Source organism: Stenotrophomonas sp. SBJS02, assembly GCF_020428325.2.
In the GTDB taxonomy this organism is placed as follows: domain Bacteria; phylum Pseudomonadota; class Gammaproteobacteria; order Xanthomonadales; family Xanthomonadaceae; genus Stenotrophomonas; species Stenotrophomonas africana.
Genome location: NZ_CP109812.1, coordinates 3,007,534 through 3,033,918, shown reverse-complemented (window position 1 = coordinate 3,033,918; position 26,385 = coordinate 3,007,534). Strand labels below are relative to the sequence as shown.

Below are 26,385 nucleotides of genomic sequence, written 5' to 3'. Positions count from 1 at the left end.
GGGAGCAGGCCATGCGTGACTGTCAGGCAGCAGGCGGGGCGCATTGCAAAATGATCTACTCGGCATGTTCCGCGCCGATCTTCCGCAAGTATTGAAAGTGTGTCCAGGCGGCGCCCGGATGCCTGGTGGCTTTAGGGGAGCGTATGTTGGCGCAGGCCGGTACACCACCGTCACTACCTTCACGCGAATTGCTCGGCAGTCAGAGGTACATGGCCGCTGCCTCCAATGTCGTCCTGGATGCCGGATGCGATACTTTGTCGGAATGCTGGCAGTGCTGGTTTCCTTCTGGTCCTCGCCGGTAGCGGCTGAGGGCAACTGCCCGTCTGGTTTCTACCCAATTGGTGGGCAGGGTGTCAGCGGGTGCGCACCAATTCCCGGTGCAGTTGCTGGAACGGCTTCACCCTCTGCTCCCCCTCCTGCTCAGCCGTTGGGGGAGTGGTTGACGAGATGGGGAGCCGTGGCTGAATCGCTACGTCGAATCTCGTCGGCACCGCAGCCAATGAGTCCAGCGAGCGGCGTGCGGTGGATGTAGCGATCAAGAAGTGCGCGGCAGAGGGTGCAAAGGACTGCAAGTCTTCGGTCACCTATTACAACCAATGCGTTGCATTCGCTGTACCGTCCTCAGGAAAGGGGCAGGGCTCCTTGGATACGGCGGTGGATGCAGAGACCGTCGCTGGAAATGCAATTGGTCATTGTCGGGATACCGGAGGCGGAAAGTGCGCCGTCGTCTATTCCGAATGCTCCTTGCCCGTCTTCCGGAAGTATTGATAAGGCGTCAGATAGGTCAGCAGAGCCAATCCCGCTTTTATGTGATCAAGTCCGCTTTTCGCTCCGTTCCCCCTTCGACGACTGAAGGCTCCTCGAAGTAAGCTGCGTGCGCGTCAAAATTCCGGCGCATCGGTGCCATCGAACGCAGGAGCTTTCCCGTCCATGAGGACGCTGACGACCCGCGGTGCGGGTGACGCACACCCACAACACCACCGCCGCAGGGCCGGGGCTATCATCCGCTCTGGCGGACACCAGGGCCTGCGGCGCATTGCGCGGTGTCCCGGCCGGCGCACGGGTACTGGCAAGACGGGATTGAAGGAGTGGCAGCGGATGCAGAAGGGGAGCGGCACGAACATGGACAATGCGTTGGCGTTCGTGCCGTCCGGCGCGAACCTGCTGGAAGCCGTGCGCGGTGATCTGACCGGCAATGGCATCGACGACCAGTTGCTGGTGATCGATCAGCCCGCCCCCGATGGCCTGGTGCCGGGCGAGCACGGTCCCAACCGGGTGCTGTTGTTGCTGCTGGGCGATGCTGCCGGCCGATGGCAGCTGGCGGCGCGCAACGACAAGCTGGTGCCATGCTCTACCCGCGGCGGCATTGCCGGTGATCCCTTCGCCTACGTGACGATCGAGGATGGCGCGTTCAGCGTGATCACCAACGGCGGCAGCCGCGAGCGATGGAGCAGCACCTACACGTTCCGCTACGCGCCGTCCGAGCAGGTCTGTTGGGTCCATGGCGTGCAGCGCAGGGTGGTCGACACCGAGACCGAGGCAACCCACACCCGTGACTTCTCGGCGGCCGAGCTGGGCAGGGTACGGTTTGAGGACTTTGACCCGTCCGTGGTTGCCGACGTGAGCTTGCCTTGAGTGCCGCGCCTGTGAGGAGGCAGGAGGACCCCACGATGATCGAGCAGGAGTTTGACCGTGTCGCAGGATAGAGAGTCGCAATTGTTGCGACAGGCCACGGAGGCCGGCATCACCTCGTCCCGGGAACTGGCCAACTTCATGGCGCAGGCCGGGCACGAGTCGCGTGGCCTGAGCCGGCTCAATGAAAGCTTCAACTTCACCCGGGGCATCTCGCAGATCCCGGTCGAGGCCGCGTGGCGTAATGGCAATGGTGCGCTGGAGAGTGCCCGCCAAGAGGCGTTGCGCGGTCGCCCGGAGAACCTGGCCGAGCTGATGTACGGCGGGCGGATGGGCAATGACGCACCGGGCGACGCGCTGAAGTATCACGGCCGCGGTTATCTGCCGCTGGTCGGCAAGGAGAATTACGAGCGTGCCGGCAAGGCGCTGGACCTGGACCTTGTGAACCATCCGGAACTGGCTGCGCAGCCCGAGCACGCCGGCCGCATCGCGGTCTGGCAATGGCAGACACGCGTGCCGGAGGCGGCACGCGAGGATGTGCGCGAGGCCACGCGTGCGATCAATGGCGCACTCAATGGCATCGAGGCCCGCCAGCAGCGCTTCGAGGTCTGGCAGCAGAAGCTGACGCCGGACGTGATGGCGCGGCTGGATAGGGGCGAAGTCGGGGCGCCGGCGCAGCAGGCCGGTGCACGGGACATGTCGCAGCCGGGCGAGCCGGGACACGTCCTGTTCCAGGACGCACGCCAACACCTGCAGCAGATGGGGCCGCAGAGCGGGCTGCGCAGTGCGCAGGAACTGGACAACGCGGCCGGCGCACTGGCGCTGAGCGCACAGAAGGCGGGGATGTCGCGCATTGACCATCTGCTGGCGGGCAACGACGGACGCACGTTGTTTGCAGTGCAGGGCACGTTGGGTGATCCGGCGATGCTGCGCGCGTCCATAGACAGGGAACAGGCCGCCCAGCAGCCGTTGGCGCAAAGCAGCCAGCAGGTGGCGGCCAGTGTTTCGCAACAGGATCAGGCAGCTTCGGTTGCCCGTGAGCAGGAGCAGCGCTCGCGCTCAATATGATTCAAGGGGGCGCTTGCGGGGTGGAGGCCCGCAGGCGCTGGACGCACGACGCGTGGCGCTTATCGGCGCCGATAGGGAAACCCAACGTAAGGACACCACATGCGAACCGTACTTCCAGTGTTCCAGCACGCCGTTGCCAGCTTCACGTCTGTCCGGCCGAGCCCGTCGCCAGTCTGGCTCCTGTCATTGAGTCTGGTGGCTTCATTGGCGCAGGCCCAGGACGCGCCACCATCGCTGCCGCAGGCTCCGCCGTTGACCGAGCTGGCAGCAGCGCCTGCGTTGGCCGCACCGACGGTGGTTGATGCCGCCGGAGTGCCGGATGCACCGGCTCCGGTGGCTCAGGAGTCGGCGATGCGCTCTCCTGCACCCGCTGCGGCGCAGGAACCGGCCCCTGCATCCGAGCCAACCCAGACCCAAGCGGCAGCGCCCACGTCCGCGCCGTCTGCGGCGCCCGAATCACCCGCCGTGGTGGGCGCCCCCAATCCGCCGACGCCTCCCGCACTCGCCATCGTGCCGCTGCCGCCGGAACAGGCCACCGAGCGCGCGCTCGGCGCCCGCTGCCCGGTGGATCTGGCCGGTCGCCTGGCGGCCCAGGGCGACCTGCTGATCGGTGCCTGCGAGGGGCAGATGCCGGCGCATCTGGCGGCCGTGCTGGTGGCACTTCCCGAGCAGGACATTCACCTGCCGCGCAGCTGGCGCGAGCGTGAGGTGCGCCAGAAGGTGTGGTTCAAGGCGGTGCCGGGCTTTGGCCAGCGTTCGGACTTCATTGCGCGGATGGGGGATATCTGGGTGCGTTCGCTGGAGGGCCGTGACGCCGAAAGCACGTTCTATCTGGTCTCGGCGCCTTTCCTCTGCAGCAATCCGGCGGCCGGGACCACAGTGCAGGTGCAGGAGCCGGTGCGCCTGCCGGCCGGTGAGTGCCGCGAAGCTTACATCGCTCAGCGCGTATACCAGGTGCGCGGCGATGCCGCGCCGAGGGATGTAACGGCCGAGGTCATGCCGGCCATGCCACCGTTGACGGAAGCCGATCGTGCGCGTCAGCTGGCTCGCGAAGGCAGGATCACGCTGGATCACAGCAAGCTGCAGTTCGGCCCGGCCATGCGCTGGTTCGTGCAATATCCGGAGACAGCCCAGAAGGGCGGTCCACGCGCGTTCAGTGATTGGAGCCGCGAGCACCTGGCCTTCGTGGTGTGGACCGGGGATCGCTTCGAGCTGCGCGAAAAGATATCGCGCAGCCAGTGGCCCTGCGACCCGGTGGCGCCGGGGGATCGCGCTTGTGGCGGCTTCCCGGATTCCGGGCCGGATCTGTTCGTGACGGCCGGAACATCCGTGCCGATGGCAGCCTCCAGCCCCTGAGCTGGAGTGTCGAGGTAAATCGGGAGTCGGGGTGACCGGCTCCCGCACCGTCATCAGGCCTGCATGCTGCGGGTCTGATGCTGTTGCTGTTGCTGTTCCAGTTGCTGGTCGCGCTCCAGCGCAACGCGCTGACCGGCGGCCTGCTGGTCGATGCGCTGGCTGCTCTGCTCCAGCGGCGTGTTCATCGCCACTGCGGTATCCACCGACACGCGCAGGTGTGCCGGGTCGCCGCCCTGGCCCTGCACGGCGAAGCTGCGCGAGGCATCGGCGTTCATCACCACGTCGTCGATGCGCTTGCCGCCTGCAGCGTGCATCTCCGCCGCCAAGCTGCCCGCCAGCTGCGTGCTCATCACATCCGGCACGCGACCGACCCGCACGTCCTGTGCGTGCACGCCGCGGATCGCGTCGTTGAACAGCGGGTTGCCCAGATGGTTGGCGTCGTCCATGCGCAGCATGCTGGTGTGATGGCCGTTCTTCTCCGCCTCGCGGCGTGCCGGCTCACCGGGCTGCAGCGGGCCACGGATGTGGTCGTACAGATCGATGGCGCCGCCGGGAATACCGCGCGCTGCACGGGTAACGCCACGGCGCAGTGACTCTACGTCGTCGCGGTACTCCTCGATCATCTTGGCGTTGTCTTTGGCCAGCGTCTGCGTTTCCGGGTGCTTCAGCACCGAGCCTTCGTTGAGGAAGTTGCCCAGCTTGTGCGCACCGAAGGAGCTGGTGGCCGCGATGATCGGGCGGTCTGGGATCAGGTCACGCAGGGCGTGATTGCTGAAGCCGTTCGCTGCCAGCGTCTTGATCTCATCGGGCTTGGCATAGACGCGGACCTGGCCGAAGTGCGGCGAGGCAGCGCTGACCGGATCGGAGGCCATGACATGGTTGATCATGGTGTTGCCGCCTTCCGGAATGCGGTAGCTGAGGCTGACCGCGCCATAGGCGTTGAAGGTCTCGCCCTTGACGTTGAAGTGGTGCGAGGTGATCTGGGCAAGAGCGCCGCCGAGGGAGTGACCGGTGACGGTGACCTGGGGCGCGGGCACACCGTTCAAGCGGGATTGAAGCGCGGCGCCTTCGAGCGTCCTCTGTGTCAAAGCAATCGCGTCAGGCGCCTGCACGTTGGTGCGCGCCACCACCATGCCGCCGTCGGTCAGAATCGCATCGCGAGCGATCTGCTCGGTGCCACGATGCGCAATGACGATCTCTTTGGTGTCTACGCGCTGATAGACGGTGCCCTGATAGCCGTTGAGACGATTGTTGACATGCTCAAGTATCTTGTACTCATGGCCGTTTAACGTGACTTTTTCTTCTTGGCCGGGTTCACGTCGGCCGACGGCCCGATCCTTGTAGGCGTCATTGGATAACGCGGCGTAGTCCTGAGAGGTGATGGTCACGGCGCGACCTCACTTGCGGAGAGGGTGATCGTAAACAGCTTGTCCTGCAGATCAGCGGCGTAGTTGCTGCGATCGGGCTCGCCACTGGCTGGGAAGTTGGGAACGCGATCTGCCTTCGGATAGACCAGATCCGGATAGTAGAGCGTATGGGCGCCACCTTCGGTCAGCGGCTTGGCGTCGACGAAGGTGAGGAAGCGGGTCTCTTCTTCGGCACCCGTCGCCTTCAGCATTGCCCCGGCACCGGTGAACTCCCACTTGCAGACGCCACGACCGTAGTAGTCCTCATCCAGCATGCGGTCCACATATAGCGTGCCGCGGTACTCGCCCTCAGCGACCTTGCGCAGCTCCACCGGTTCCTGGCTGGTGATACGTGCAGCTGTGCCGGTGGCCGGCTCGATGTGGCCGCACTGGTCTTCGTTGGTGACGTCGTACTGCGCTACGCCCTTGACCAGTGCGAAGTCGCCGGGTGCATCCTTCAGGCGCAATACCAGTTCATAGGCCTTGCGCGGGCTGGGGTTGAGCTTGGCGAGGCCGCGCCCACCCTGGGCGACATCGGCTTCGGCAGCGGCACGTTCCTGGTTCATGGCGGTCTCCGGGTTGCAGGCGGTCAATAGAAGCAGAGCAAGGCACGGGATCATCTTGTGGCGCAATGTCGGCCTCCTTGGGGGGTGTGGAACTGGCAGCTCATGGCATGAGCTTCTGCACAGTGGTGGTGGTTGAGAACAGCGCATTGCGCAGCTCTTCTTTGTACGCTGAAGGATCTTCCTTGCCACTTGCTCCGTATCCGGTGATCTCTTCGATCCGCGGGTAGTCGGCGCGTGGGTAGTACCGCGTCAACGGGCTCCCCGCGTCCATGCGCTCCCTGTCGACGAACGTCAGGAATCTCGTATCCGCCTCGCCGTTCGTAGCACGCAACATCGCACCGACACCCGTCAGCGTCCAATGGCAGGCGCCACGCCCGTAGTAGTCCTCGTCCTGCATGCGGTCGAGGTAGAACGTGCCGCGGTATTCGTTTTCGCCGACCCGGTGCAGCGTGACGGGTTCCTGGCTGGTGATGCGGCCCGCGGTACCCGTCGCAGGCAGGATCCGACCACAATCTGCGTAGTTGCTGACGTCGTACTGGGCCACACCCTCAACGATCGCGAACGGCCCCGGCGCGTCCCTCAGTGTCAGCACCAGCTCATAGGCCTGCTTCGGTGCGTTATTGAGCTTGGCCAGGCCGCGTCCACCCGCGGCGACATCGCGCTCTGCTTGTGCGTAAGGCGAGCACGCCGCCAGTGCCAACAACAGGGCCGCCGGCAGCCAGCATCGTGCGCTGCGCAATGGTGTTGTCGTGCTCAAGGCGTGTTCCTGCATCGTGCATCCATGTCCATATATCCTTCCCTGGTGACAGGTTTCCCGATTATGGAGTGCCCAGGAAACCCGGCGCCACCCGATAGCGGGCATGAGTGCCAAAAGTTTGACGCATTCAGGATTGGGCGATGTCGCGGAAGCGCTTGCGGCACAACCGATCTGCCGGCATCGGAACGACTGCGCACTGCGTTCGGTATTCTGCAGCCATTCTGTGACATTGATACTCAATTCACGCGACCATCACCCAGCTAAAGTCTTCCACCATGAGCTACACAATCCGCCCGGAAGCCGCTGCCGATCATGCCGTGATCCATGCGCTCACAGAAGCTGCGTTCCGCCAAGCCCCGCACAGCAGCCATACCGAGCAGTTCATCGTCGACGCCCTGCGCGCCCGCGGGGAGCTGAGCGTTTCGCTGGTGGCCGAGATGGTCGGCAAGGTGATCGGCCATGTGGCGGTGTCGCCGGTGACGATCAGCGATGGCAGCATGGGCTGGTTCGGCCTGGGTCCGATTTCGGTATTGCCCGCGTGGCAGGGGCAGGGCATCGGTGCGGCCCTGATGCGCGCCGCACTCGAAGCACTGCGTCAGCAGGGTGCGCATGGCTGCGTGGTGCTGGGTGAGCCGGCCTATTACGGTCGTTTCGGCTTCCGCGCCGAGTCGGGCCTGGTGCTGCCGGGTGTGCCGGCGGAGTACTTCCAGGCGCTGTGCCTCCGGCCGCCGATGGCGCAGGGCGAGGTGAGCTATTCCATGGCCTTCGAAGCCACCGCCTGAGCATGCGGAAGATCAGGGCGCACGCCAGACGGTGGGCTCGGGTTGCGGCTTCGGAATGCGGTAGCCGCCGATGTGCTCAAGTGAACTGACGGCGTCACGCCCGCACCTGGCTCCTACCGAGAGATGTCAGCCGTTGTACCGGAGATGGATCAGCGGATACGGACGTCCCTGCGAATCCAGCGGCGAGCGACCGGTTTCGATGAAACCCATGCGCAGATAGAAGCCCACTGCCTGCGCGTTCTGTGCATTGACGTCGGTGCTCAGCTGCGGATGCAGGGACAGCGCGTGCTGCAGAAGTTGGCGACCAATCCCGGTGCCGCGCACGTCCGGATCGATGAACAGCGCTTCCATGTGCGTGCCATCGATCAGCATGAAGCCCAGCGGCCGATCCTGCGCATCCACAGCAACGGTCAACGGCGCGTGCGGCAGGAAACCGGCGACTTCGGCATCGATCGCCTGGCGGTCTTCAGTGCTGAGGAAGTCGTGGGTGGCGTCGACGGCGCGGCGCCAGAGGTCGACAAGGGCGGCGCCGTCGTCGGCGCGCGAGGGGCGCAGGGTGGTCATATGTTCACCAAGGTGCTTGACAGGAATGCGCAGTATGGAGCTTTCCGGCCGCGCCTGCAGGTGCGGGTTCATCCCGCGTTGCGATGGCGGATGAAGGGACTGTAGGCAGTGGCTTGCGCGCGAAGGACCACGCCATCCTCGAAGTCATCGCTGTCGTTGAAGGGCACGGTCGGCCACTGCCGCCAATGCGTCAGTCGCCCGCGGTAGGAAAGGGTGGCTGCAACCAGCGCTTCGTCGTGGGCCTGTACGCGTTCAGCCGCAAGCCCTGATCGCACGCCGTGCACCACATGCGGCTCCATCACCTCGAAGCCGACGTAGCGCAGGCTGTACATCAACGGCCACAGCAACAGCCGGGTATCGCCTTCGCGGCCATCGACCGCGCACGCCCGTGCCGACGAACCGGTTGTCACGCTCAGCAACGCACGCTTGCCCTGCATCAAGCCATGTTCGTGGCGCTGACGGCTGTTGTACATCGGCCCATAGACCATCACGCGGTCCAGCCAACCCTTGAGGATGGCCGGCGCCGTGAACCACCACAGTGGGAATTGCAGGATCACCAGATCCGCAGCCCGCAGCAGGTGCAGGTGACGTTGCACATCGGCGGGCAGCTGGTCGTGTTCGGCGCTGTAGCGTTGTTCGCGCTGGGCATCGAAGCGCTCGGGCTGCAGGCGCCGTGGATGGTGCCAGGCCGCTTCCAGCGGATCGAAGCCTTCCGCGTACAGGTCGGCCACGTCCACCTGCAGGTTCTCATGCCGCAGCTGCTCGGCGGCCTGCGCGGCCAGGTAGGCGTTGAACGAGCGGGGTTCGGGGTGGGCAAGCAGGATCAGGGCGCGCATGGGCGAGGTGTTCGAGGAGTGTGCGACCATCCTCGCGGCGCCGGCATGCACCGGCAATTACGCACCTTGAGGTAACCATGGCCTTTCCCGGAGATGTCTATGCCGCCGACTGCTCGGCGCGCGATGCGCTGGCGCTGATCTCCGGCAAGTGGGTGATGCTGCTGTTGCCGGCGTTGGCGCAGGGCCCGCAACGCAACGGTGCGCTGCTGCGGAAGATCGAAGGCATCTCGCAGAAGGTGTTGACCCAGACCCTGCGGCAGCTGGAGCGCAATGGCCTGGTCGAGCGGTGTGATCTGGGCAGCAAGCCATTGCATGTGGAATACCGGCTGACCGATGTCGCACGTGGACTGGTTGACACGCTGTCCGCTCTGGATCGTTGGGCCGAGCACAACTTCCCGGCGCTGGATGCCGCCCGCGAGCGCTTCGACGCGCGCTAGCGGCGCCTGCACGGCCGCGGGCGTACAATGCGGCCCCGGCGGCCATCCTGGCCCTGTACTCACGCGAGAACCGCCATGACCGATGCCCTGGGTGTGCCGGTGCACGACATCGATGAACGCTGGATGCGCCACGCGCTGGCGCTGGCCGAGCGCGCGCAGCGCGAGTTCGACGAAATTCCGGTGGGAGCCGTGCTGGTGGGGGCCGATGGGCAGCTGCTGGGCGAGGGCTGGAACCTCAACATCGCCTCGCACGACCCCAGCGCACACGCCGAGATCGTGGCCATGCGGGCCGGCGGAAAGTTGCTGGCCAATCATCGCCTGCTTGGCAGCACGCTGTATGTGACCCTGGAGCCGTGCGCGATGTGCGCGATGGCGATCGTGCATGCGCGCGTTTCGCGCCTGGTCTACGGCGCCAGCGACCCCAAGACCGGTGCGTGCGGCAGCGTGTTCGACCTGCTCGGCGATGCCCGCCACAACCACCGGGTCGAGATCCACGGCGGGGTGCTGGCCAAGGAAGCCAGTACGCGCCTGACCAATTATTTCCGCGCCAAGCGTGGCAAGCCGCCGCTGCTGCTGGAAGACCACGTCGGCGAGGGCTGAGGGGCGAACGGGTATGATGGGCGCCTCTTTCCTTCACCGGTAGGCCGCGCGCCTGCCCAGCAACGAGGCGACACAATGGCGGACACCGGCGCGGCCAACGAACGACTGATCTGGATCGACCTGGAAATGACCGGGTTGGATACCGATAACGATTCGATCATCGAGATCGCCACGGTGGTGACCGATGCCCAGCTCAATGTGCTGGCCGAGGGCCCGGAATTCGCCATCCATCACCCGCTGGAAACGCTGGAAGCGATGGACGAGTGGAACCGCAACCAGCACCGCCGTTCGGGCCTGTGGCAGCGCGTGGTGGACAGCACCACCACGCTGGCCCAGGCCGAGGCGCAGACCGTGAACTTCCTGGCGCAGTGGATCCCGGCTGGCCTGTCGCCGATGTGCGGCAACTCGATCTGCCAGGACCGTCGCTTCCTGCACCGCCAGATGCCGCGTCTGGAGAAGTACTTCCACTACCGCAACCTGGACGTGTCCACGGTGAAGGAACTGGCCAAGCGCTGGGCGCCGACCGTGGCTGCCGGCGTCGGCAAGAACAGCAACCACACCGCACTGAGCGATGTGCACGATTCGATCGCCGAACTGCGCCATTACCGCCAGTTCATGGGCGCGCTTTCGGGGCTTTCGACGCCTTGATCGATAGTGCCGGCCGATGGCCGGCAAGGCGCCGGGGTCGGATCCTTTTCCTGCGGCAAGGGCTCTGACCCTTCTGTCGTGCCCCGCGACGAACCGTTCAACTCCCTGGCGCTAAGATCGGCGCCATGAACGAGCCCATCCTGCTCCCCCGTGACATTGCCCACGACGCCCGCGACTGGTCCGACCTGCAGCGGGCGGTGGCCCTGCTGGAAGCGCCGACCCTGACCGCGCGCATGGCTAATCTGGTCGGCACGCCGCTGGAGTTCGCGGTGAAGGCGCTGCCCAGCTCGGTCTCCAACCGCATCCACGGTGCGGTGCAGGCAGCGCTGAGCAAATCGGCGCAGGCCGCGCTGTGGAGCATGGACAACACCCCCGGCAAGGGGGCGTCCACCCGCTGGCACAAACTGGCGGCGGCCACCTCGGGCGCGGTCGGCGGGGCGTTTGGTTTCGCAGCCTTGTTCATCGAACTGCCGGTGTCGACCACCATCATGATGCGTGCGGTTGCCGACGTGGCCCGCAGCGAGGGGTTCGACCTGTCCGAGTTCAGCACCCGTCAGGCGTGCCTGGAGGTGTTCGCGCTGGGTGGCAACTCGCCGCGCGATGACGCCAGTGAGACCGGCTATTACCTGGCCCGCGGCTTCACCACTGATGTGATGCGCCATCTGTCGGCTGAACTGGCCGGGCGTGTGGTGACCGGCCGTGACCTGACCCTGGGCGTGGCGCCTAAGGAAGCTGGCAAGCTGCTGGCGAAGATGGTGGAGAAGGTGGCGGCGCGCTTCGGCGTGGTGGTCACCGAAAAATTTGCTGCACAGGCGGTACCAATCGTCGGTGCTGCCGCCGGTGCAACACTGAATACCATGTTCACCGACTACTACCAGGACATGGCGCGCGGCCACTTCATCGTGCGCCGGCTGGAGTTGAAGTACGGGGAAGATGTGGTGCGCACCTGCTATGACCGCGTGGCGCATGGCGCGGTCAAGATCGAGCCAAGGCTGGAGTAGCGCCACGCCACGCGTGGATGAGCCCTTGTACCGGGTGATCCTTGCCTTGGGGGAACAATTGTTTTGCCAGTGCATGCCTGTTGCCTGGCAGCCGGCATCCCCATCCTTTGCGGCACTCCCCCCGCAAGAGATTGCCGCCATGATGTTCACCCCCCACCACCTGGGCGCGTTGACGCTGCCCAATCGCATCGTGATGCCGCCGATGACCCGCTCGCGTGCCGCCGATGGCAACGTCGCCACCGCGGAAATGGCCGCCTACTACGCGCAACGTGCCAGTGCCGGCCTGATCGTCAGCGAAGGCACGCAGATCAGCCAACAGGGCCAGGGCTACGCCTGGACGCCGGGCATCCACAGCGCCGAGCAGGTGCAGGGCTGGCGGCAGGTGACCGATGCGGTGCACGCCGCCGGTGGCCGCATCTACGCCCAGCTGTGGCACGTCGGCCGTGTCTCGCATGTGGCCCTGCAGCCCGATGGCGCGGCGCCGGTGTCTTCCTCGGCATTGCTGGCCGAAGGCGTGAAGGTATTCGTCGACCCGACTGGGGCGGGTCCCGAAGCCGGTGTGGGCGAGATGATCCAGCATTCGATGCCGCGCGCGCTGCGTGAGGACGAGATTCCGGGCATCCTCGCCGATTACGCGCAGGCTGCGCGCAATGCGCTGGCCGCAGGATTTGATGGTGTGGAACTGCACGGCGCCAACGGCTACTTGATCAACCAGTTCATCGACTCACAGGCCAACCAGCGCACCGATCGTTACGGTGGTTCGCTGCAGAACCGTCTGCGCTTCCTGCGCGAGGTCGTGCAGGCGGTGGTCGCGGTAGCCGGTGGTGATCGCGTGGGCGTGCGCCTGGCGCCGCTGACCACGCTGCAGGGTGCGGTGGACGATACGCCGCAGGCGACCTATCTGGCCGCAGCGCACCTGCTCGGTGAGATGGGGGTGGGCTACCTGCACATCGCCGAGGCCGACTGGGACGATGCACCACCGATGCCGGTGGCATTCAAGCAGGCGCTGCGCATGGTCTACCCGGGCACGCTGATCTACGCCGGCAAGTACACCGCCGAGCGCGCCGAGCAGGCACTGGCCGAAGGCTGGGCTGACCTGATCGGCTTCGGTCGCCCCTTCATCGCCAACCCGGACCTGCCGGAGCGCCTGCGCCAGGGGGCGGAACTGAATCCGCCGGATCGGGCGACGTTCTTTGGCGGCGGTGCGGTTGGGTTTACCGATTACCCGACGCTGGAAGAGAGCGTCGCGGCCTGATCCTGGAGGCTGCCGGCCAGCGGCCGGCACTACCAGGGTGCGCGGGGCAGGGTAGTGCCGGCCGCTGGCCGGCATTTCAATGTCGTATCGCCGATGGGTGGGTGCCGACCGTTGGTCGGCACTACCGGCATGGATCAGGGCTTGTCGCGCACCAGCGCGTCGGCCTCGACTACGCCGCCATCCTTGCCATGCAGGTACAGGTGCATGTCCTGCTGCGGATACGGAATGTTGATACCGGCCTTGTCATAGCCCAGCTTCAGCTGTTCCAGCAACGTCACCTTGGTGCCGAACCAGTCGGCCGACTTCACGTAGCAGCGGATGCCCAGGTTGATTGCATGCGCACCCAGCTCGTACACCACCACGTCCGGTGCTGGCGTCTGCAGCACGCGTGGGTCGGCCTTCATCAGTGCGAGCGCGGTATCGCGTGCCAGCTGGATGTTGTCCTCGTAGCCGATGCCAATCACCAGTTCGACGCGGCGCGTCGGCTCGGCGGTCAGGTTGATGATCGGCGCGGCGGTGATCAGCGTGTTCGGAATGGTGGTGTGCTGGTTGTCGGCACCGGTCAGAACGGTCTGGAAGATGCGCACTTCGCGCACGGTGCCGGTCTGCCCGGCCACGGTGACCACATCGCCCACGCGGAACGGTCGCAGCGTCACCAGCATCACGCCCGAGGCGATGTTGGACAGCGAATCCTTCAATGCCAGGCCAACAGCGAGGCCAGCGGTGCCGAGCACGGCCAGCAGCGGGGTGATCTGCACGCCCAGCGTCCCAATGGCCAGTACCACCACGATCACCAGCGATGCGGCATAGACCACGTTGCGCAGGAAGCTGCCGAGCATCGGGTCCACACCCATGCGCGCCGTAGCGCGCGGCATCGCGTTGGACAGGCGTCGTGCCACCCACAGGCCCACAAGCAGCACCACGATCGCGGCCAGCAACGGTACGCCATAGGTTTCCAGCAGGCGTTCCCAGTCGAGTGAATGGAGCCAAGGGGTTGCGGCGGGGGCGGGCGTTGCGGCGGCGATCATGCGGGAGTTCCTTTGCTGCTGCGGGACGGGCGCGAGGTGCGCGTGGCGTGTGCGGACGCCAGAAACAGCAAGCCCCGCAGAGGCGGGGCTTGCGTGCAGCAGCAGTATCAGCTGACGTCGATGAACATGACGTCAGCCTGCGGCCATCATGGCATCAGCCGTTGGCCTTCAGCTTGGCCAGGCGCAGCCAGGTATCGACCACGGTGTCCGGGTTCAGCGACACCGACTCGATGCCTTCCTGCATCAGCCATTCGGCCAGATCCGGATGATCGGACGGGCCCTGGCCGCAGATGCCAACGTACTTGCCCTTGGCACGTGCTGCCTTGATCGCCATCGACAGCAGCTTCTTCACCGCCGGGTTACGCTCGTCGAACAGGTGCGCGACGATCGACGAGTCGCGGTCCAGGCCCAGGCTCAGCTGGGTCAGGTCGTTGGAGCCGATCGAGAAGCCGTCGAAGATCTCCAGGAACTCATCGGCGAGCAGTGCGTTGGAGGGCACTTCGCACATCATGATGATCTTCAGGCCGTTCTCGCCCTGCTTCAGGCCATTCTGTTCCAGCACCTCGACGACCTTGCGGCCTTCTTCCAGGGTGCGCACGAACGGAATCATGACCCACAGGTTGTCCAGGCCCATTTCGTTGCGCACGCGCAGCACGGCCTTGCACTCCAGCGCGAAGGCGGCCGAGAAGCTCGGGTCGACGTAACGGCTGGCGCCGCGGAAGCCGATCATCGGGTTCTCTTCGTGCGGCTCGTAGTTGCTGCCGCCGATCAGGTTGGCGTACTCGTTGGACTTGAAATCCGACAGGCGCACGATCACCGGATTCGGCGCGACCGAAGCAGTGAGGGTGGCGATGCCTTCGGCCAGTCGGTCGACGTAGAAGCTGACCGGATCACCGTAGCCGGCGATCTTCTCATCGATCTTCTTCCTAGTCGCCGCGTCCTGGCGGTCGTATTCCAGCAGCGCGTTCGGGTGGATGCCGATGTGGCTGGCGATGATCATTTCCAGGCGGGCCAGGCCGATGCCGGCGTTCGGCAGCTGGCCGAAGTCGAAGGCACGTTCCGGGTTGGCCACGTTCATCATGATCTTCAGCGGCGCCGGCGGCATGTTGCCCAGATCAGTGGTGGTGCGCTCGAAGCCGAGCTTGCCTTCGTAGATGAAGCCGGTATCGCCTTCAGCGCAGCTGACGGTGACCAGCTGGCCATCTTCGATGACCTTGGTGGCGTTGCCCGAACCGACCACGGCCGGCACGCCCAGCTCGCGCGCGATGATCGCGGCGTGGCAGGTACGGCCGCCACGGTTGGTGACGATGGCCGAGGCGCGCTTCATCACCGGCTCCCAATCGGGATCGGTCATGTCGGCGATCAGCACGTCGCCCGGCTGCACGCGGTTCATGTCGTCCAGCGTCTTCACCACGCGGGCCACGCCCGAACCGATCTTGGCACCAACGGCACGGCCTTCGGCCAGCACGTTGCCGCCCTTTTCGGTCAGCGCGAAGCGCTCGATCTGGGTGGCGTGGCTGCGCGACTTCACTGTTTCCGGGCGCGCCTGCACGATGAACAGCTTGCCGCTGACACCGTCCTTGGCCCACTCGATGTCCATCGGGCGGCCGTAGTGCTTCTCGATGACCAGCGCCTGCTTGGACAGCTCCTGCACGTCCTCGTCGCTGATCGAGAAGGTGTTGCGCAGTTCGGCCGGGGTATCTTCGATCCTGACGCGCTCACCCGGGACATCCGAGTACACCATGCGGATCGCCTTGCTGCCGAGCGAGCGGCGCAGGATCGCCGGCTTGCCGGCCTGCAGGGTGGGCTTGTAGACGTAGTACTCGTCGGGGTTGACCGCGCCCTGCACGACCATTTCGCCCAGGCCGAAGGACGAGGTGACGAACACCACGTCACGGAAGCCGGACTCGGTGTCCAGGGTGAACAGCACGCCGGAGGAACCGACGCCCGAACGCACCATCAGCTGCACGCCGGCGGACAGGAACACGTCCTCATGCTTGAAGCCGTGGTGCACGCGGTAGGCGATGGCGCGGTCGTTGTACAGCGAGGCGAACACTTCCTTGACCTTGTGCACGACATCGTCGGCACCGGTGACGTTGAGGAAGGTTTCCTGCTGGCCGGCGAAGGAGGCATCGGGCAGATCCTCGGCGGTGGCCGACGAACGCACGGCCACGGCCACGTCGCCGCCACCATTTTCGGCGCTCAGCTTTGCGTAGGCAGTGCGGATGTCCTGGTCCAACTGCGGCTGCAGCGGAGCATCGATGACCCAGCCGCGGATTTCCTTGCCCGCTGCGGTCAGCGCGTTGACGTCTTCGACGTCCAGCGTGGCCAGCTTGTCGAAGATGCGCTTGGACAGGTCGTTGTGCGCGATGAAGTCCTTGAAGGCTTCAGCGGTGGTGGCATAACCGCCCGGCACCGAAACGCCCAGACCGGCCAAGTTGCCGATCATCTCGCCCAGGGACGAATTCTTGCCGCCTACGCGGGCCAGATCGGCCAGACGCAGTTCGTGCAACCACAGGATGTTCTCGTTCAAGCGCGATGCTCCGTTTGGCCATCGCCCGAGGCGGGCTGAGTGGCCGCGTCCGTAGGAAGAAGCCGATATGATGCCGGGCAGAGCACCGTCGGCACAAGCTTGTGCTGACGGCCTTTTTAAGCTTCGTAGGGGGTAAAAGCGCGCATGTCGACCATCCGTCCGGTGTTCTACGTTTCCGATGGAACCGGTATCACCGCTGAAACCATTGGGCATAGCCTGCTGACCCAGTTCTCCGGATTCAGCTTCATTACCGACCGCATGTCGTTTGTCGACGACCCCGAAAAAGCGCGTGAAGCCTGCGCCCGGATCCAGGCGGCGGGGGAGCGGTACCAGGTCCGGCCGATCGTGGTGAACTCCTGCGTGGACCAGAGCCTGAGCCTGATCCTGGCCGACAGCGGGGCGCTGATGCTGGACGTGTTCGCACCTTTCATCGAGCCGCTGGAGCGTGAACTGGCCAGCCCGCGCCTTGCCCGGGTTGGCCAGGCCCACGGCATGGTGGACTTCGACACCTACCACCGCCGCATCAATGCGATGAACTTCGCCCTGACCCATGACGACGGCATCGCGGTGAATTACGACGATGCCGACGTGATCCTGGTAGCGGTTTCGCGCGCCGGCAAAACGCCCACCTGCATCTACCTGGCCCTGCATTACGGGGTGCGCGCGGCCAATTACCCGCTGACCGATGAGGATCTGGAAAGCGACCGCCTGCCGCCGCGCCTGCGTGCCTACCGGCGCAAGCTGTTCGGCCTGACCATCGACCCGGACCGCCTGCAGCAGATCCGCCAGGAGCGCCGCCCGAACTCGCGCTACGCCAACCTGGACACCTGCAAGCGGGAGGTGGCCGCGGCCGAGGTGATGTTCCAGATGGAGCGGATTCCGACCCTGAGCACCACCCACACCTCGATCGAGGAGATTTCCAGCAAGGTGCTGGCCACGTTGGGGCTGCAGCGCGAGCTGTATTGATCCGTGCGCCACGACCAACGGTCGTGGCCTACCTCCGGGGCGATGACCCTCCTGCGCGGGGGCATCGACCCTCCTGCACGGTGGGTATCGACCGTTGGTCGATACCGAGCCCCTTTGGTCGGGGTGATCCCGCCCCCACGTTGAAGCGCCAACGTGTAGGATCGACCCATGGCCCGAGCCTTGCCCCGCACCGAACGCATTCCCCGCCTGAGCCGGTTGAGCTGGCTCATGGGCCTGTACGCGGAAAACTACCGCCACCTGGTGCGCCTGTTCGAACCGGCCGGGCTGGTGGCGGGCAGCTACATCTCCTCGATCGGCGACGGCCTGGATGTTCGCCTGGACGTGATCGAGTGCCATCGCTACACGGTGGAACTGCGCCTGACCTACGATCTGGCCGACCCGGTCACCGGCGAGCCGGATCCGTCAGCCTATGTGCGCCTGTACCGTGACGCGCGCCAGGCCGAGACCACCCACTGCTACGTGGGCCGTCGCTGGCAGGACACCATGGGCCTGTACCCGCCGCCGGCGGAGCTGATCAGCCACCGCATGCGGATGAATACCTTCCTCGGCAAGTGGCTGGAATATCTGGCCGAGCGCGGCCACGGTGTGGCCACCCTGCGCCGCGATCCCGATGGCGCCGGTGCGGCTGCCGAGCGCCGCCTGTCGCTGGTGCGCTGATCGGCCATAATCCACGGCTGACCTGCCGCTGGATGCCGCCCCATGCCGTATACCCCGATCGTTGCCACCCTGGGCTACGTGCTGTCGCCCGATCGTCGCCAGGTGCTGATGATCCACCGCAACACCCGGCCCGGTGACCACCACCTGGGCAAGTACAACGGGCTGGGCGGCAAGATCGAACCGACCGAAGACGTCGCGGCAGGCATGCGCCGCGAAATCGCCGAGGAAGCCGGCATCGACTGCACCGGCATGCGCCTGCGCGGCACCATCAGCTGGCCGGGTTTCGGCAAGCACGGCGAAGACTGGCTGGGCTTCGTGTTCGTCGTCGATGGATTCGAGGGCACTCCACATGGTGGCAACCACGAAGGCACGCTGGAGTGGGTGGACCTGGACAAGCTGGACACGCTGCCGATGTGGGAGGGCGACCGCAACTTCCTGCCGCTGGTGTTCGACGCCGATCCGCGCCCGTTCCACGGCGTGATGCCGTACAAGGATGGCCGCATGGTGAGCTGGTCCTACAGCCGGCTGTGACTTCGGGGATCTGGTGGGTACCAACCTTGGTTGACGCCCTCTTCTGATCGATTAATACCCGGGCAATATTGACGGAATCAAATTACCCGGGCAATATTTGCGCATCGCCTCTGATGTCAGTGCCATGCCTGCGTCCCGACTCCCTCCCTTCAGCTGCTTCGACGGCCACCGCCTGGTCGCTTCCGGTACCCGGGAAGTGGCTGCGCTGGCGTTGAAGCAGCTGCGCGCCGACAACGCTGCCGGTCCGCTGCTCGTGTTCGACAACGCTACCGGCCGCACCCGTGATTTCGATACGCGCGGTTGCGACGCAGAACTGCTGGCGCGGGTGGCGGAGGCGTTTCCATCGGCCGTGGAAGCGGACGCCGGAATCGCTCTCGAAGACGCACCTGTTGCCCCGCGCGGCCGCGGCCGCCCCAAGCTGGGCGTGGTCGCCCGCGAAGTGACGTTGCTGCCGCGCCACTGGGCATGGCTGGCAGAACAGCCGGGTGGAGCCTCCGTGGTTCTGCGCAGGCTGGTGGAGGCGGCCAGCCGGGCCGGTGCGGACAAGGACCGGCAGCGCCGTCACAGCGAGCGTGCCTATCACTTCCTGCAGACCATCGCCGGTGACCTTCCGGGTTTCGAGGAAGCGATCCGTGTCCTGTTCGCGCACGACCGGGCGGGCCTGGAAATGGCGCTGCGCAGCTGGCCCGAGGATGTGCGCGATCACGCCCTGCGCCTGGCTTTCGATGATTCTTCGGACCACGCCGACAGCTGAGCCATCGAGCCGTCGTTGAGCGGCGGCGCCACCTGATCGCGGGCTACCACCCGCTCCCCTGTGCTTGCTTTGCTGGCGGAAACGCCGGGCAGGGCGGCGCCTTGCCCAGAGAACCCCATGGACACCCCCGCACATCCCATCCCCCCGTTCGCGCCGCCCCTCTGGCGCACCTATCTGACCCTGCTGCTGCCGATGCTGCTGACCAACGCATTGCAGCTGGCCGCAGGCACGCTGGACAATATCTACCTCGGCCATCTGCTGGGTACGCAGGCGGTGGCCGCCGCCGCGGCGTTCTTCCCTGTCTTCTTCCTGCTGCTGGCCCTGGTAATGGGCTTGGCGACCGGCGCGATGGTGCTGATCGGCCAGGCCTGGGGCGCGGGCCGGCCGCAACAGGCTCGCGCGGTGGCCGGCAGTGCGGTGGCACTGATTCTGCTGTTGTCAGTGCTGGTGATGGCGGTGGGCGGCGGTTTCGCGCCACAGCTGCTGGCGGCACTGGGCACGCCAGCGCAGATCCTCGACGAATCCATCGTCTATGCCCGTGTTCTGCTGCTGGCGGCACCGGCGTTCTTCCTGCTGTGGCTGGCCACTGCGGTGAGCCGTGCGGTGGGCGACCCGAAGACACCGCTGCATGCGCTGCTGCTGGCCACGGTGGTTGGCCTGCTGTGCACGCCGCTGCTGATCCTGGGCTGGGCCGGCCTGCCACGGCTGGGCTCGGCCAGTGCGGCAGTCTCGGCGGCGCTCGCCTCGCTGCTGGCCCTGGCCTGGCTGATGTGGCGGTGGCAGCGGATGGGGCACCCGCTGGCACCGGGGCATGAGTTGCTGCAAGCCATCCGCTTCGATGGAGCGCTCATCCGTTCGATGCTGCGCATCGGCGTACCGTCTTCGCTGCAGATGCTCAGCCTGGCCATTGCCGAAATCGTGTTGCTGGGCTGGATCAATCGCCACGGATATACCGCCACGGCCGCCTACGGTGCGGTCAACCAGTTGATGAGCTGGGTGCAGCTGCCGGCGATGTCGCTGGGTATTACCGCCGCCATCCTCGCGGCGCATGCGATGGGTGCCAGGCGTACGGAGCGGTTGCCCGCCATCGCCCGCACCGGGGTGATGCTGGGTCTGGCGATGCTGACAGTCGTGGTGCTGCTGGTGATGGCGCTGGCGCCATGGCTGACTGGCTTGATCCTGGCGGCTGCAGAGGCGCGCGATCTGGCCACGCAGCAGTTGCGCACGGTGGTGTGGGGCGTGCTGGCGATGGGAGGCAGTGCGGTGCTGGTCGGAGTGATGCGCGGCAGCGGCACGGTGCTGTTGCCAGCGTTGCTGGGCATGGCTGCCGTGTTGCTGCTGGAGCTGCCGCTGGCGATGTGGCTGCAGGCGCGGCAGGGTCTGCCGGGGCTGTGGTGGGCGTGGCCGTTGGGACTGGTGGCCATGCTGGTGATCCAGGTGCTCTGTTTTGCTCGCTGGCGGCGGGTGCAGGCTGGGTAGTGCCAGCCGCTGGCCGGCAATCCGGAATGGCCGGGGCAGCCGGCCAGCGGCCGGCTCTACCACTTCAGCGCCGATGTGCCAGCAGCAGGTGGAAGTGCTTTTCGCGGGTCTGGCCGTCATTGCCGGCCGTGGATTCCCGGTGGCTCCGCCAGGCCGACACGCGGAAGCCGGACACACGCAGGGCAAGCTCCACCGCGTCCAGCTCATGCAGCTGGAAGTCGGCGGCAAATGGCAGGCTGCGCATGAAGCTGGCATCACCAAAGGCCAGGCACAGGCGGCCACCCCGGCGCAGTACCCGCGCCAGCTCGTCCAGCACCGGGGCCAGGTTCGGCCAGAAGTACAGGGTGTTGATCGCCAGCGCGGCATCCATCGCGGCATCGGCGACCGGCAGCGCATGGGCGTCGCCATGTCGCATCGCCGCACGCTCGGTCAACCCGGCGCTGGCCAGCCGCTGGTTGCCGGCCTCGACCATGGCCGTTGACAGCTCGATGCCCAGATAGTGGCTGCCGGCGGCCTGCAGCATCAGCGGCGCGAAGGCCGCATTGCCCGGGCCGACCTCCAGGATCCGTTCGCCAGCGCCAACGGCCAGCAGCCCGATCGAGGCCAGATTGAGTGCGCCGTTGCTGCGGTTCATCGAGTCGGCGACCGCCAGCGCGGCCTCGCCATGGGGCTGCCGCAGCTGTGCGGCCAGGGTGGGAGCATCCAGCATCATCATCGTCCGTTTCAGAGTTTCGGACGTGGCGGCGGCGGGTCCGCCGGTGACCATAGCGCCGACCTTGTGGCTTGGGAAGTAGGGAAACCCCGCTCCAGGGTGATGAGGAAATGTCCACCGTCGTAGTCGGTGAGATCTGGTTGTCCACAGGGGGTGTGGATTACGCGTGGGCAACTTTGTGGATAAGCCGCGACAGGCGCCACCCCCCTAGGCTGTCAAGATGGGTGGCGAAAAATTCACCGCCGGTGAGGGTGGGTGAGGGAGCGGTGAAGAATCAGTCCCGTCGGCGCTGTCGCCGGCGGTGGCGCTCGCGGTAACCTGTGGGCCTTGATGCCCCGTGAGACTCCATGAAACGTCACTTCTCGATGCTGCGCGAATTCCAGCTGGCCGACTGGTTCACCCTGGCCAATGCGTTCTGCGGCACCGGTGCGGTGTTTGCCGCGATGCGCTTCCTGCAGGATGGCGAGCGTGGCTACCTGCTGTTCGGCATGGCACTGATCCCGCTGGCCTTCATCTTCGACGCCCTCGACGGGCGCATCGCGCGCTGGCGCAAGTCCAGTTCCACCCTGGGCCGCGAGCTGGATTCGCTGTCAGACGTGATCTCCTTCGGCGTGGCCCCGGCGGCGCTGGCGTATGCCTGCGGCATGCAGGGCGGCTGGGACTGGCTGGTGCTGAGCTACTTCGTCTGCTGCGGCGTCAGCCGCCTGGCGCGCTACAACGTCACCGCCGAGGCACTGGCCGGCGACGAGGGCAAGGTCACGTATTTCGAAGGCACCCCGATCCCGACCAGCCTGGTGCTGGTGATCGTGCTGGCGATCGCTGCCGGCACCGGCGCCATCGGTCGGGACATCTGGTTCGGCCAGTGGCAGATCGGTCCGTGGCAGCTGCATCCGATGGTGCTGCTGTTCGCCCTGTCCGGGTCGCTGATGATCAGCAAGACCCTGCGTATCCCCAAGCCATGAGCCAGTCCTGCGGAGGCCTGCGATGACCAGCTCGGCCCATGATGCCGGCAGCAGCGATTTCGAGACGCTGGCCCGGCAGTATTTCGGCGCCTGGGGCGATGCCCTGCGCCATGCGACCACGCCCGGTGCGCCGGCTGGCGACGACCCCGGCAGCTGGAAGCGGCTGTTCGATTGGTGGGGTCAACTGCTGCCCGAACAGGGGCAGGGCGCGCCGGAAGATGCGGTGCGCCGTTTCCGCGAACAGGCGGGCAGCTGGTACGGCACCATGCAGGAGGTCGCTGCGCGCTTCGCCGGCCGCGACGCCAGCAGCGCTGATGTGGCCCAGGCCTGGCGCGAGGCGGTGCAGGGGCAGGGCGACGGCATGCTGCAGTGGATGCTGCAAGGCGCTCGTGGCAGCACCCAGGCCGGCGCCGCCGTGCCCGAATTCGCTGCATGGCTGCAGCAGTTCCAGCTGCAGGCTGGCCCGTGGCTGCAGAGCCCGGCGTTCGGCCCCGGCCGCGAGCACCAGGCGCGCTGGCAGGCGCTGCTGCGGGCGCAGGAGGAGTACCAGCAGCATTCGCGCGCCTACGTCGATCAGATCAAGCAGGCGCTGGACGAGGCCTTCGCGCTGTTCGAGCAGCGCCTCGCCGAGCACGAGCAGCCCGGCAGCCAGTTGACCAGCGCCCGCGCGATGTTCGACCTGTGGATCGAAGTGGCCGAGGAGGCCTACGCCAAGGTCGCCATGTCCGAGCCGTTCCAGCAGGTCTATGCCGCGCTGGGCAACGCACAGATGCGCTTGCGCGCCGGCTTGCAGCGCGAGGTGGAACAGATGAGTGAACGTATCGGCCTGCCGACCCGCAGCGAGATGGACGCCGCGCACCGCCGCATCGCCGAGTTGGAGCGCAGCCTGCGTCGCCTGCAGGCACAGGTGGTGGCCATGGCCGGTACGGGCAACGTCGATCCGGTGGCACAGCCGGCGCCGGCGAAGGTGAAGCCGGTCGCGCGCAAGGCCGCGAAGAAGGCCGCGCCGGTAAAGAAGGCGGCTGCGAAAGAGGCGCCTGCGAAGAAGGCTGCACCTCGCACTTCCACTCGGACGCGTGACCGATGAAGGGACCGCTGGGCTTCAACGCCGATGACCTGATGCAGGAAACCCTGGCCATGCAGCGCAAGCTGATGGAAGGCCTGAAGCTGCTGCCGCAGGTGGAAGACGTGGACTATGGCGTAACCGCCCGCGAGGAAGTCTGGCGCGACGGCAAGGTGGTGCTGTACCGCTTCGTCGGCGAACAGGCACCGACCCGGCGCACGCCGCTGCTGATCGTCTACGCGCTGGTCAACCGGCCGTACATGGTCGACCTTCAGGCCGACCGTTCGCTGGTGCAGAAGCTGCTGGCGCTGGGCCAGGACGTCTACGTGCTGGACTGGGGCTATCCGGACCGCTCGGAGCGCTTCCAGACCCTGGAGGACTATCTGCTGCGCTACATCGATGGCGCGGTCGATGCGCTGCGCGCGCGCAGTGGTGGACCGGTCGACCTGCTCGGCATCTGCCAGGGCGGCGTGTTCGCGCTGTGCTACGCCGCGCTGCGCCGACAGAAGCTGGGCAAGCTGATCACCATGGTCACCCCGGTCGATTTCCACACCGCCGACAACATGCTCTCGCACTGGGCGCAGCAGGTGGACGTGGACCTGCTGGTGGACACGCTGGGCAACATCCCGGCCGACCTGATGAATGCCAGTTACCTGATGCTCAAGCCGTTCCGCCTGAACGTGCAGAAGTACGTGGGCCTGCTCGACATCCTCGATGACAAGGCGGCGCTGGAGGATTTCCTGCGCATGGAGAAGTGGATCTTCGATTCACCGGACCTGGCGGGCGAGGCCTTCCGCGACTTCATCAAGCAGTTCTACCAGGGCAACGGGTTGATGAACGGCACGGTGCGGATCGGCGAGGAAGCGGTGGATCTGTCGCAGGTGACCCTGCCGGTGCTGAACATCTATGCCGAGCAGGACCATCTGGTGCCGCCGGATGCCTCGCGCGCGATGCGTGGACGCCTGGGCACCGAGGACTACACCGAGTCCAGTTTCCGTGGCGGCCATATCGGCATCTACGTGTCCGGCCGCGCGCAGCGCGAAGTGCCGGCCACGATCGATGGCTGGCTGAAGGCGCGCGACGCGTAAGGCCTGCTTCGTTTTTGTAGCGTCGAGCCATGCTCGACTGCATGGAGAATGATGATGTCGCGAAGGATTTCGTTGCTGCTTGCCACGCTGCTGCTGGCTGCCCCTGTTGCGCAGGCCGCACCCAGTGCGGATGCACGGCGGGAGATCGCCCAGCTGATCTCCAGCCTGGACGGCTCCCAATGCCGGTTCCAGCGCAATGGCAGCTGGTACGACGGCAGCGATGCGCGCGCGCACCTGCAGCGCAAGTACGACTACCTGCTGAAGAAGGACATGGTGGACAGCGCCGAGCAGTTCATCGAGCGCGCCGCCAGCCAGAGCAGCATGAGCGGCAAGCCCTATCGCATCCAGTGCCCGGGGCAGCCTGAACAGACCGCAGCCGCCTGGTTCGGCGCACGCCTGCAGGCCCTGCGCCACCGCACGCCGTAGACATGGGGGCGGTGTAGAGTCGAGCCATGCTCGACTGCTTTTTCCCGTAGCCTTGGAGGACTGCCATGAACACCACGCCGCGCACGCTGTCACGTTCATTGAACGACCGCATGATTGCCGGCGTGATGGGCGGCATCGCCCACCGCTTCGGCTGGAACCCCACGCTGGTACGGATCGTGTTTGTGCTGGTCTCGATCGGCTCGGCGGCTTTCCCCGGCATCCTGGTCTACCTGATCCTGTGGCTGCTGATGCCGAACGAGGCCGATTGAAGACCGTTCCAGAGCCCTGGCCGGTCTGGCTGCGCGCGCTGCAGGTGCTGGGCGCGGTGTGGACGTCACCCAATTCACTGTTCGGTGTGATCGGCGGCCTGGCCGGCATGCTGGGTGGCGCAACAGTGCGCTGGAGCGGCCGTGATTGTGCGCTGGTGTTCGACCGCTGGCCGTGGGGACCGGGTGGGGCGATCACGCTGGGCAATGTGATCCTGCACACCGGCCATGACCTGGGCATCTCCTGCCGCACCTATGCGCACCAGGCCGGGTGGGGCGTGGAGCCGCTGATCCGGCTGGATGATCACGAACGCGCACACGTGTACCAGTACATGGTGCTGGGGCCGCTGTACCTGCCGGTGTACCTGCTGTGCGGCGGGGTGAGTGCGCGCAACCCGTTCGAGCGCGCGGCCGATCATTTCGCCCGGTTCGGGCACGGCTGGTGGCCGTAGTTTCCAGCCGACGGCGCAGCCCCTCGTGGCTTGGTCGCGGAATGCCTGCTTCCTGGGGGCTGGCCGGGTGGGTGGGGCTGGCGGGGACGCCGTGAACCCATCCATGGGGGCTTAGCCGCGGCATCCATGCCGCGGATACCCCGCCACCCCCACCCACCCGGCCGCTGACAATTTCCGTGCGCGCCAAGCCACGGAAGAGAATAAAGAACAGCAAAAGCGGGTCGCGCGCTGCGCTTGCTCGTGTAGAGCCGAGCCCGCGCTCGGCTTCGCGGACTGGCCTGAAAGCAGCCGAGCATGGGCTCGGCTCTACAAAAAGCGAGCCGGCCAGGCCGCTTTTGCTTTTGGTCTTCTTTTTTCTTTTCCGTGGCTGGACGTGCCCGAAAACTGTCGGGGGTCGGTCGGGGTGGGTTCGCGGGACCGTTGGCGCCATGGATGGCGCCATCGAGCCCCCATGGACGGGTTTACGGCGTGTCCCGCGAACCCACCCCGACCGACCCAATCACATGAAGCGCATTTCGCGACCAAGCCACGAGGGGCTG

28 protein-coding genes are annotated in these 26,385 nt (G+C 66.1%); 20 read left to right on the top strand and 8 right to left on the bottom strand.

Going from position 1 to position 26,385, the window contains the following annotated elements; translation table 11 throughout:
* The first annotated feature begins 1,098 nt into the window (after nucleotides 1-1,098).
* The 3 genes from FQS62_RS14095 to FQS62_RS14085 all read left to right on the top strand — a co-directional run bounded on the left by FQS62_RS14095 (nucleotide 1,099) and on the right by FQS62_RS14085 (nucleotide 4,056).
* On the top strand, nucleotides 1,099-1,635 hold the full coding sequence (locus tag FQS62_RS14095; protein ID WP_049455020.1) for a hypothetical protein: 537 nt from the start codon (nucleotides 1,099-1,101) through the stop codon (nucleotides 1,633-1,635).
* A 57-nt stretch (nucleotides 1,636-1,692) separates the two neighbouring features.
* A complete protein-coding gene (locus FQS62_RS14090) occupies nucleotides 1,693-2,700 on the top strand; it encodes an XVIPCD domain-containing protein (protein ID WP_154349303.1) in 1,008 nt (335 codons plus the stop codon).
* A gap of 99 nt (nucleotides 2,701-2,799) precedes the next feature.
* Entirely contained in the window at nucleotides 2,800-4,056 is a 1,257-nt protein-coding gene (locus FQS62_RS14085; protein WP_226053538.1) for a hypothetical protein, read from the top strand.
* Between the two features lie 53 nt (nucleotides 4,057-4,109).
* Here the strand turns inward: FQS62_RS14085 and FQS62_RS14080 are convergent, their stop codons facing one another.
* The 3 genes from FQS62_RS14080 to FQS62_RS14070 are packed head-to-tail and all read right to left on the bottom strand — an operon-like array spanning nucleotide 4,110 to nucleotide 6,800.
* On the bottom strand, nucleotides 4,110-5,444 hold the full coding sequence (locus tag FQS62_RS14080; protein ID WP_208043131.1) for an XVIPCD domain-containing protein: 1,335 nt from the start codon (nucleotides 5,442-5,444) through the stop codon (nucleotides 4,110-4,112).
* On the bottom strand, nucleotides 5,441-6,094 hold the full coding sequence (locus FQS62_RS14075; RefSeq protein WP_005413833.1) for a hypothetical protein: 654 nt from the start codon (nucleotides 6,092-6,094) through the stop codon (nucleotides 5,441-5,443). The genes FQS62_RS14080 and FQS62_RS14075 overlap by 4 nt, the downstream gene beginning before the upstream one ends.
* A 34-nt stretch (nucleotides 6,095-6,128) precedes the next feature.
* Nucleotides 6,129-6,800 (bottom strand): hypothetical protein, encoded by a 672-nt coding sequence (locus FQS62_RS14070; RefSeq protein ID WP_088479788.1) that lies wholly within the window; start codon nucleotides 6,798-6,800, stop codon nucleotides 6,129-6,131.
* 260 nt (nucleotides 6,801-7,060) lie between these two features.
* Here FQS62_RS14070 and FQS62_RS14065 point away from each other — a divergent pair, with 260 nt between their 5' ends.
* Nucleotides 7,061-7,567, top strand: a complete 507-nt coding sequence (locus tag FQS62_RS14065) for a GNAT family N-acetyltransferase (protein ID WP_154349300.1) — start codon at nucleotides 7,061-7,063, stop codon at nucleotides 7,565-7,567.
* 126 nt (nucleotides 7,568-7,693) lie between these two features.
* Here FQS62_RS14065 and FQS62_RS14060 read toward each other — a convergent pair whose 3' ends face one another.
* Both FQS62_RS14060 and FQS62_RS14055 read right to left on the bottom strand, forming a co-directional pair.
* Complete coding sequence (locus FQS62_RS14060; protein WP_208043130.1) at nucleotides 7,694-8,131, bottom strand: acetyltransferase; 438 nt, start codon at nucleotides 8,129-8,131, stop codon at nucleotides 7,694-7,696.
* 68 nt (nucleotides 8,132-8,199) lie between these two features.
* On the bottom strand, nucleotides 8,200-8,967 hold the full coding sequence (locus FQS62_RS14055; protein ID WP_208043129.1) for an NAD(P)H-dependent oxidoreductase: 768 nt from the start codon (nucleotides 8,965-8,967) through the stop codon (nucleotides 8,200-8,202).
* Nucleotides 8,968-9,044: 77 nt separating this feature from the next.
* On the opposite strand from FQS62_RS14055, the gene FQS62_RS14050 reads away from it, so the two are divergent.
* From FQS62_RS14050 to FQS62_RS14030, 5 genes are all read left to right on the top strand, one after another.
* Nucleotides 9,045-9,404 (top strand): winged helix-turn-helix transcriptional regulator, encoded by a 360-nt coding sequence (locus FQS62_RS14050; protein ID WP_088479791.1) that lies wholly within the window; start codon nucleotides 9,045-9,047, stop codon nucleotides 9,402-9,404.
* Between the two features lie 75 nt (nucleotides 9,405-9,479).
* Complete coding sequence (tadA, locus tag FQS62_RS14045; protein WP_154349298.1) at nucleotides 9,480-10,004, top strand: tRNA adenosine(34) deaminase TadA; 525 nt, start codon at nucleotides 9,480-9,482, stop codon at nucleotides 10,002-10,004.
* 75 nt (nucleotides 10,005-10,079) lie between these two features.
* Nucleotides 10,080-10,652: an oligoribonuclease gene (orn, locus tag FQS62_RS14040; RefSeq protein ID WP_043402905.1), complete on the top strand. Its 573-nt coding sequence runs from the start codon at nucleotides 10,080-10,082 to the stop codon at nucleotides 10,650-10,652.
* A 125-nt stretch (nucleotides 10,653-10,777) separates the two neighbouring features.
* A complete protein-coding gene (locus FQS62_RS14035; protein ID WP_057501870.1) occupies nucleotides 10,778-11,653 on the top strand; it encodes an EcsC family protein in 876 nt (291 codons plus the stop codon).
* Between the two features lie 139 nt (nucleotides 11,654-11,792).
* Nucleotides 11,793-12,908, top strand: coding sequence for an alkene reductase (locus FQS62_RS14030; RefSeq protein ID WP_088479794.1), 1,116 nt, complete (start codon nucleotides 11,793-11,795; stop codon nucleotides 12,906-12,908).
* Between the two features lie 134 nt (nucleotides 12,909-13,042).
* Here FQS62_RS14030 and FQS62_RS14025 read toward each other — a convergent pair whose 3' ends face one another.
* Complete coding sequence (locus FQS62_RS14025; protein ID WP_049444642.1) at nucleotides 13,043-13,936, bottom strand: mechanosensitive ion channel family protein; 894 nt, start codon at nucleotides 13,934-13,936, stop codon at nucleotides 13,043-13,045.
* A 154-nt stretch (nucleotides 13,937-14,090) separates the two neighbouring features.
* Nucleotides 14,091-16,469 carry a phosphoenolpyruvate synthase gene (ppsA, locus tag FQS62_RS14020; RefSeq protein ID WP_049444640.1) on the bottom strand — a complete coding sequence of 793 codons (2,379 nt, stop codon included), beginning with the start codon at nucleotides 16,467-16,469 and terminating at the stop codon, nucleotides 14,091-14,093.
* Between the two features lie 144 nt (nucleotides 16,470-16,613).
* Between ppsA and FQS62_RS14015 the strand changes: the two genes are divergently transcribed.
* The 5 genes from FQS62_RS14015 (at nucleotide 16,614) to FQS62_RS13995 (ending at nucleotide 20,877) form a co-directional block, all read left to right on the top strand.
* Nucleotides 16,614-17,435, top strand: coding sequence for a posphoenolpyruvate synthetase regulatory kinase/phosphorylase PpsR (locus tag FQS62_RS14015; RefSeq protein ID WP_049444639.1), 822 nt, complete (start codon nucleotides 16,614-16,616; stop codon nucleotides 17,433-17,435).
* A gap of 168 nt (nucleotides 17,436-17,603) precedes the next feature.
* Entirely contained in the window at nucleotides 17,604-18,113 is a 510-nt protein-coding gene (locus FQS62_RS14010) for a DUF1249 domain-containing protein (protein ID WP_049444638.1), read from the top strand.
* 42 nt (nucleotides 18,114-18,155) lie between these two features.
* Complete coding sequence (locus tag FQS62_RS14005; protein WP_208043640.1) at nucleotides 18,156-18,644, top strand: NUDIX hydrolase; 489 nt, start codon at nucleotides 18,156-18,158, stop codon at nucleotides 18,642-18,644.
* A gap of 124 nt (nucleotides 18,645-18,768) precedes the next feature.
* Complete coding sequence (locus FQS62_RS14000; protein ID WP_049444651.1) at nucleotides 18,769-19,398, top strand: DUF2239 family protein; 630 nt, start codon at nucleotides 18,769-18,771, stop codon at nucleotides 19,396-19,398.
* Nucleotides 19,399-19,515: 117 nt separating this feature from the next.
* Nucleotides 19,516-20,877, top strand: a complete 1,362-nt coding sequence (locus FQS62_RS13995; protein WP_208043641.1) for an MATE family efflux transporter — start codon at nucleotides 19,516-19,518, stop codon at nucleotides 20,875-20,877.
* A 64-nt stretch (nucleotides 20,878-20,941) separates the two neighbouring features.
* Here the strand turns inward: FQS62_RS13995 and FQS62_RS13990 are convergent, their stop codons facing one another.
* A complete protein-coding gene (locus tag FQS62_RS13990; RefSeq protein WP_088480957.1) occupies nucleotides 20,942-21,592 on the bottom strand; it encodes a class I SAM-dependent methyltransferase in 651 nt (216 codons plus the stop codon).
* 344 nt (nucleotides 21,593-21,936) lie between these two features.
* On the opposite strand from FQS62_RS13990, the gene FQS62_RS13985 reads away from it, so the two are divergent.
* The 6 genes from FQS62_RS13985 (at nucleotide 21,937) to FQS62_RS13960 (ending at nucleotide 25,846) form a co-directional block, all read left to right on the top strand.
* A complete protein-coding gene (locus tag FQS62_RS13985; RefSeq protein ID WP_049444631.1) occupies nucleotides 21,937-22,551 on the top strand; it encodes a CDP-alcohol phosphatidyltransferase family protein in 615 nt (204 codons plus the stop codon).
* Nucleotides 22,552-22,573: 22 nt separating this feature from the next.
* Nucleotides 22,574-23,638: a class III poly(R)-hydroxyalkanoic acid synthase subunit PhaE gene (phaE, locus tag FQS62_RS13980; protein WP_049444630.1), complete on the top strand. Its 1,065-nt coding sequence runs from the start codon at nucleotides 22,574-22,576 to the stop codon at nucleotides 23,636-23,638.
* Nucleotides 23,635-24,702 carry a class III poly(R)-hydroxyalkanoic acid synthase subunit PhaC gene (locus FQS62_RS13975; RefSeq protein ID WP_049444628.1) on the top strand — a complete coding sequence of 356 codons (1,068 nt, stop codon included), beginning with the start codon at nucleotides 23,635-23,637 and terminating at the stop codon, nucleotides 24,700-24,702. The genes phaE and FQS62_RS13975 overlap by 4 nt, the downstream gene beginning before the upstream one ends.
* 51 nt (nucleotides 24,703-24,753) lie before the next feature.
* Nucleotides 24,754-25,128: a YfeK family protein gene (locus FQS62_RS13970; protein ID WP_049444649.1), complete on the top strand. Its 375-nt coding sequence runs from the start codon at nucleotides 24,754-24,756 to the stop codon at nucleotides 25,126-25,128.
* A 65-nt stretch (nucleotides 25,129-25,193) separates the two neighbouring features.
* Entirely contained in the window at nucleotides 25,194-25,397 is a 204-nt protein-coding gene (locus tag FQS62_RS13965) for a PspC domain-containing protein (protein WP_010484929.1), read from the top strand.
* On the top strand, nucleotides 25,394-25,846 hold the full coding sequence (locus FQS62_RS13960) for a hypothetical protein (RefSeq protein ID WP_049444626.1): 453 nt from the start codon (nucleotides 25,394-25,396) through the stop codon (nucleotides 25,844-25,846). Before FQS62_RS13965 ends, FQS62_RS13960 begins: the two co-directional genes overlap by 4 nt.
* Nucleotides 25,847-26,385 lie beyond the last annotated feature (539 nt).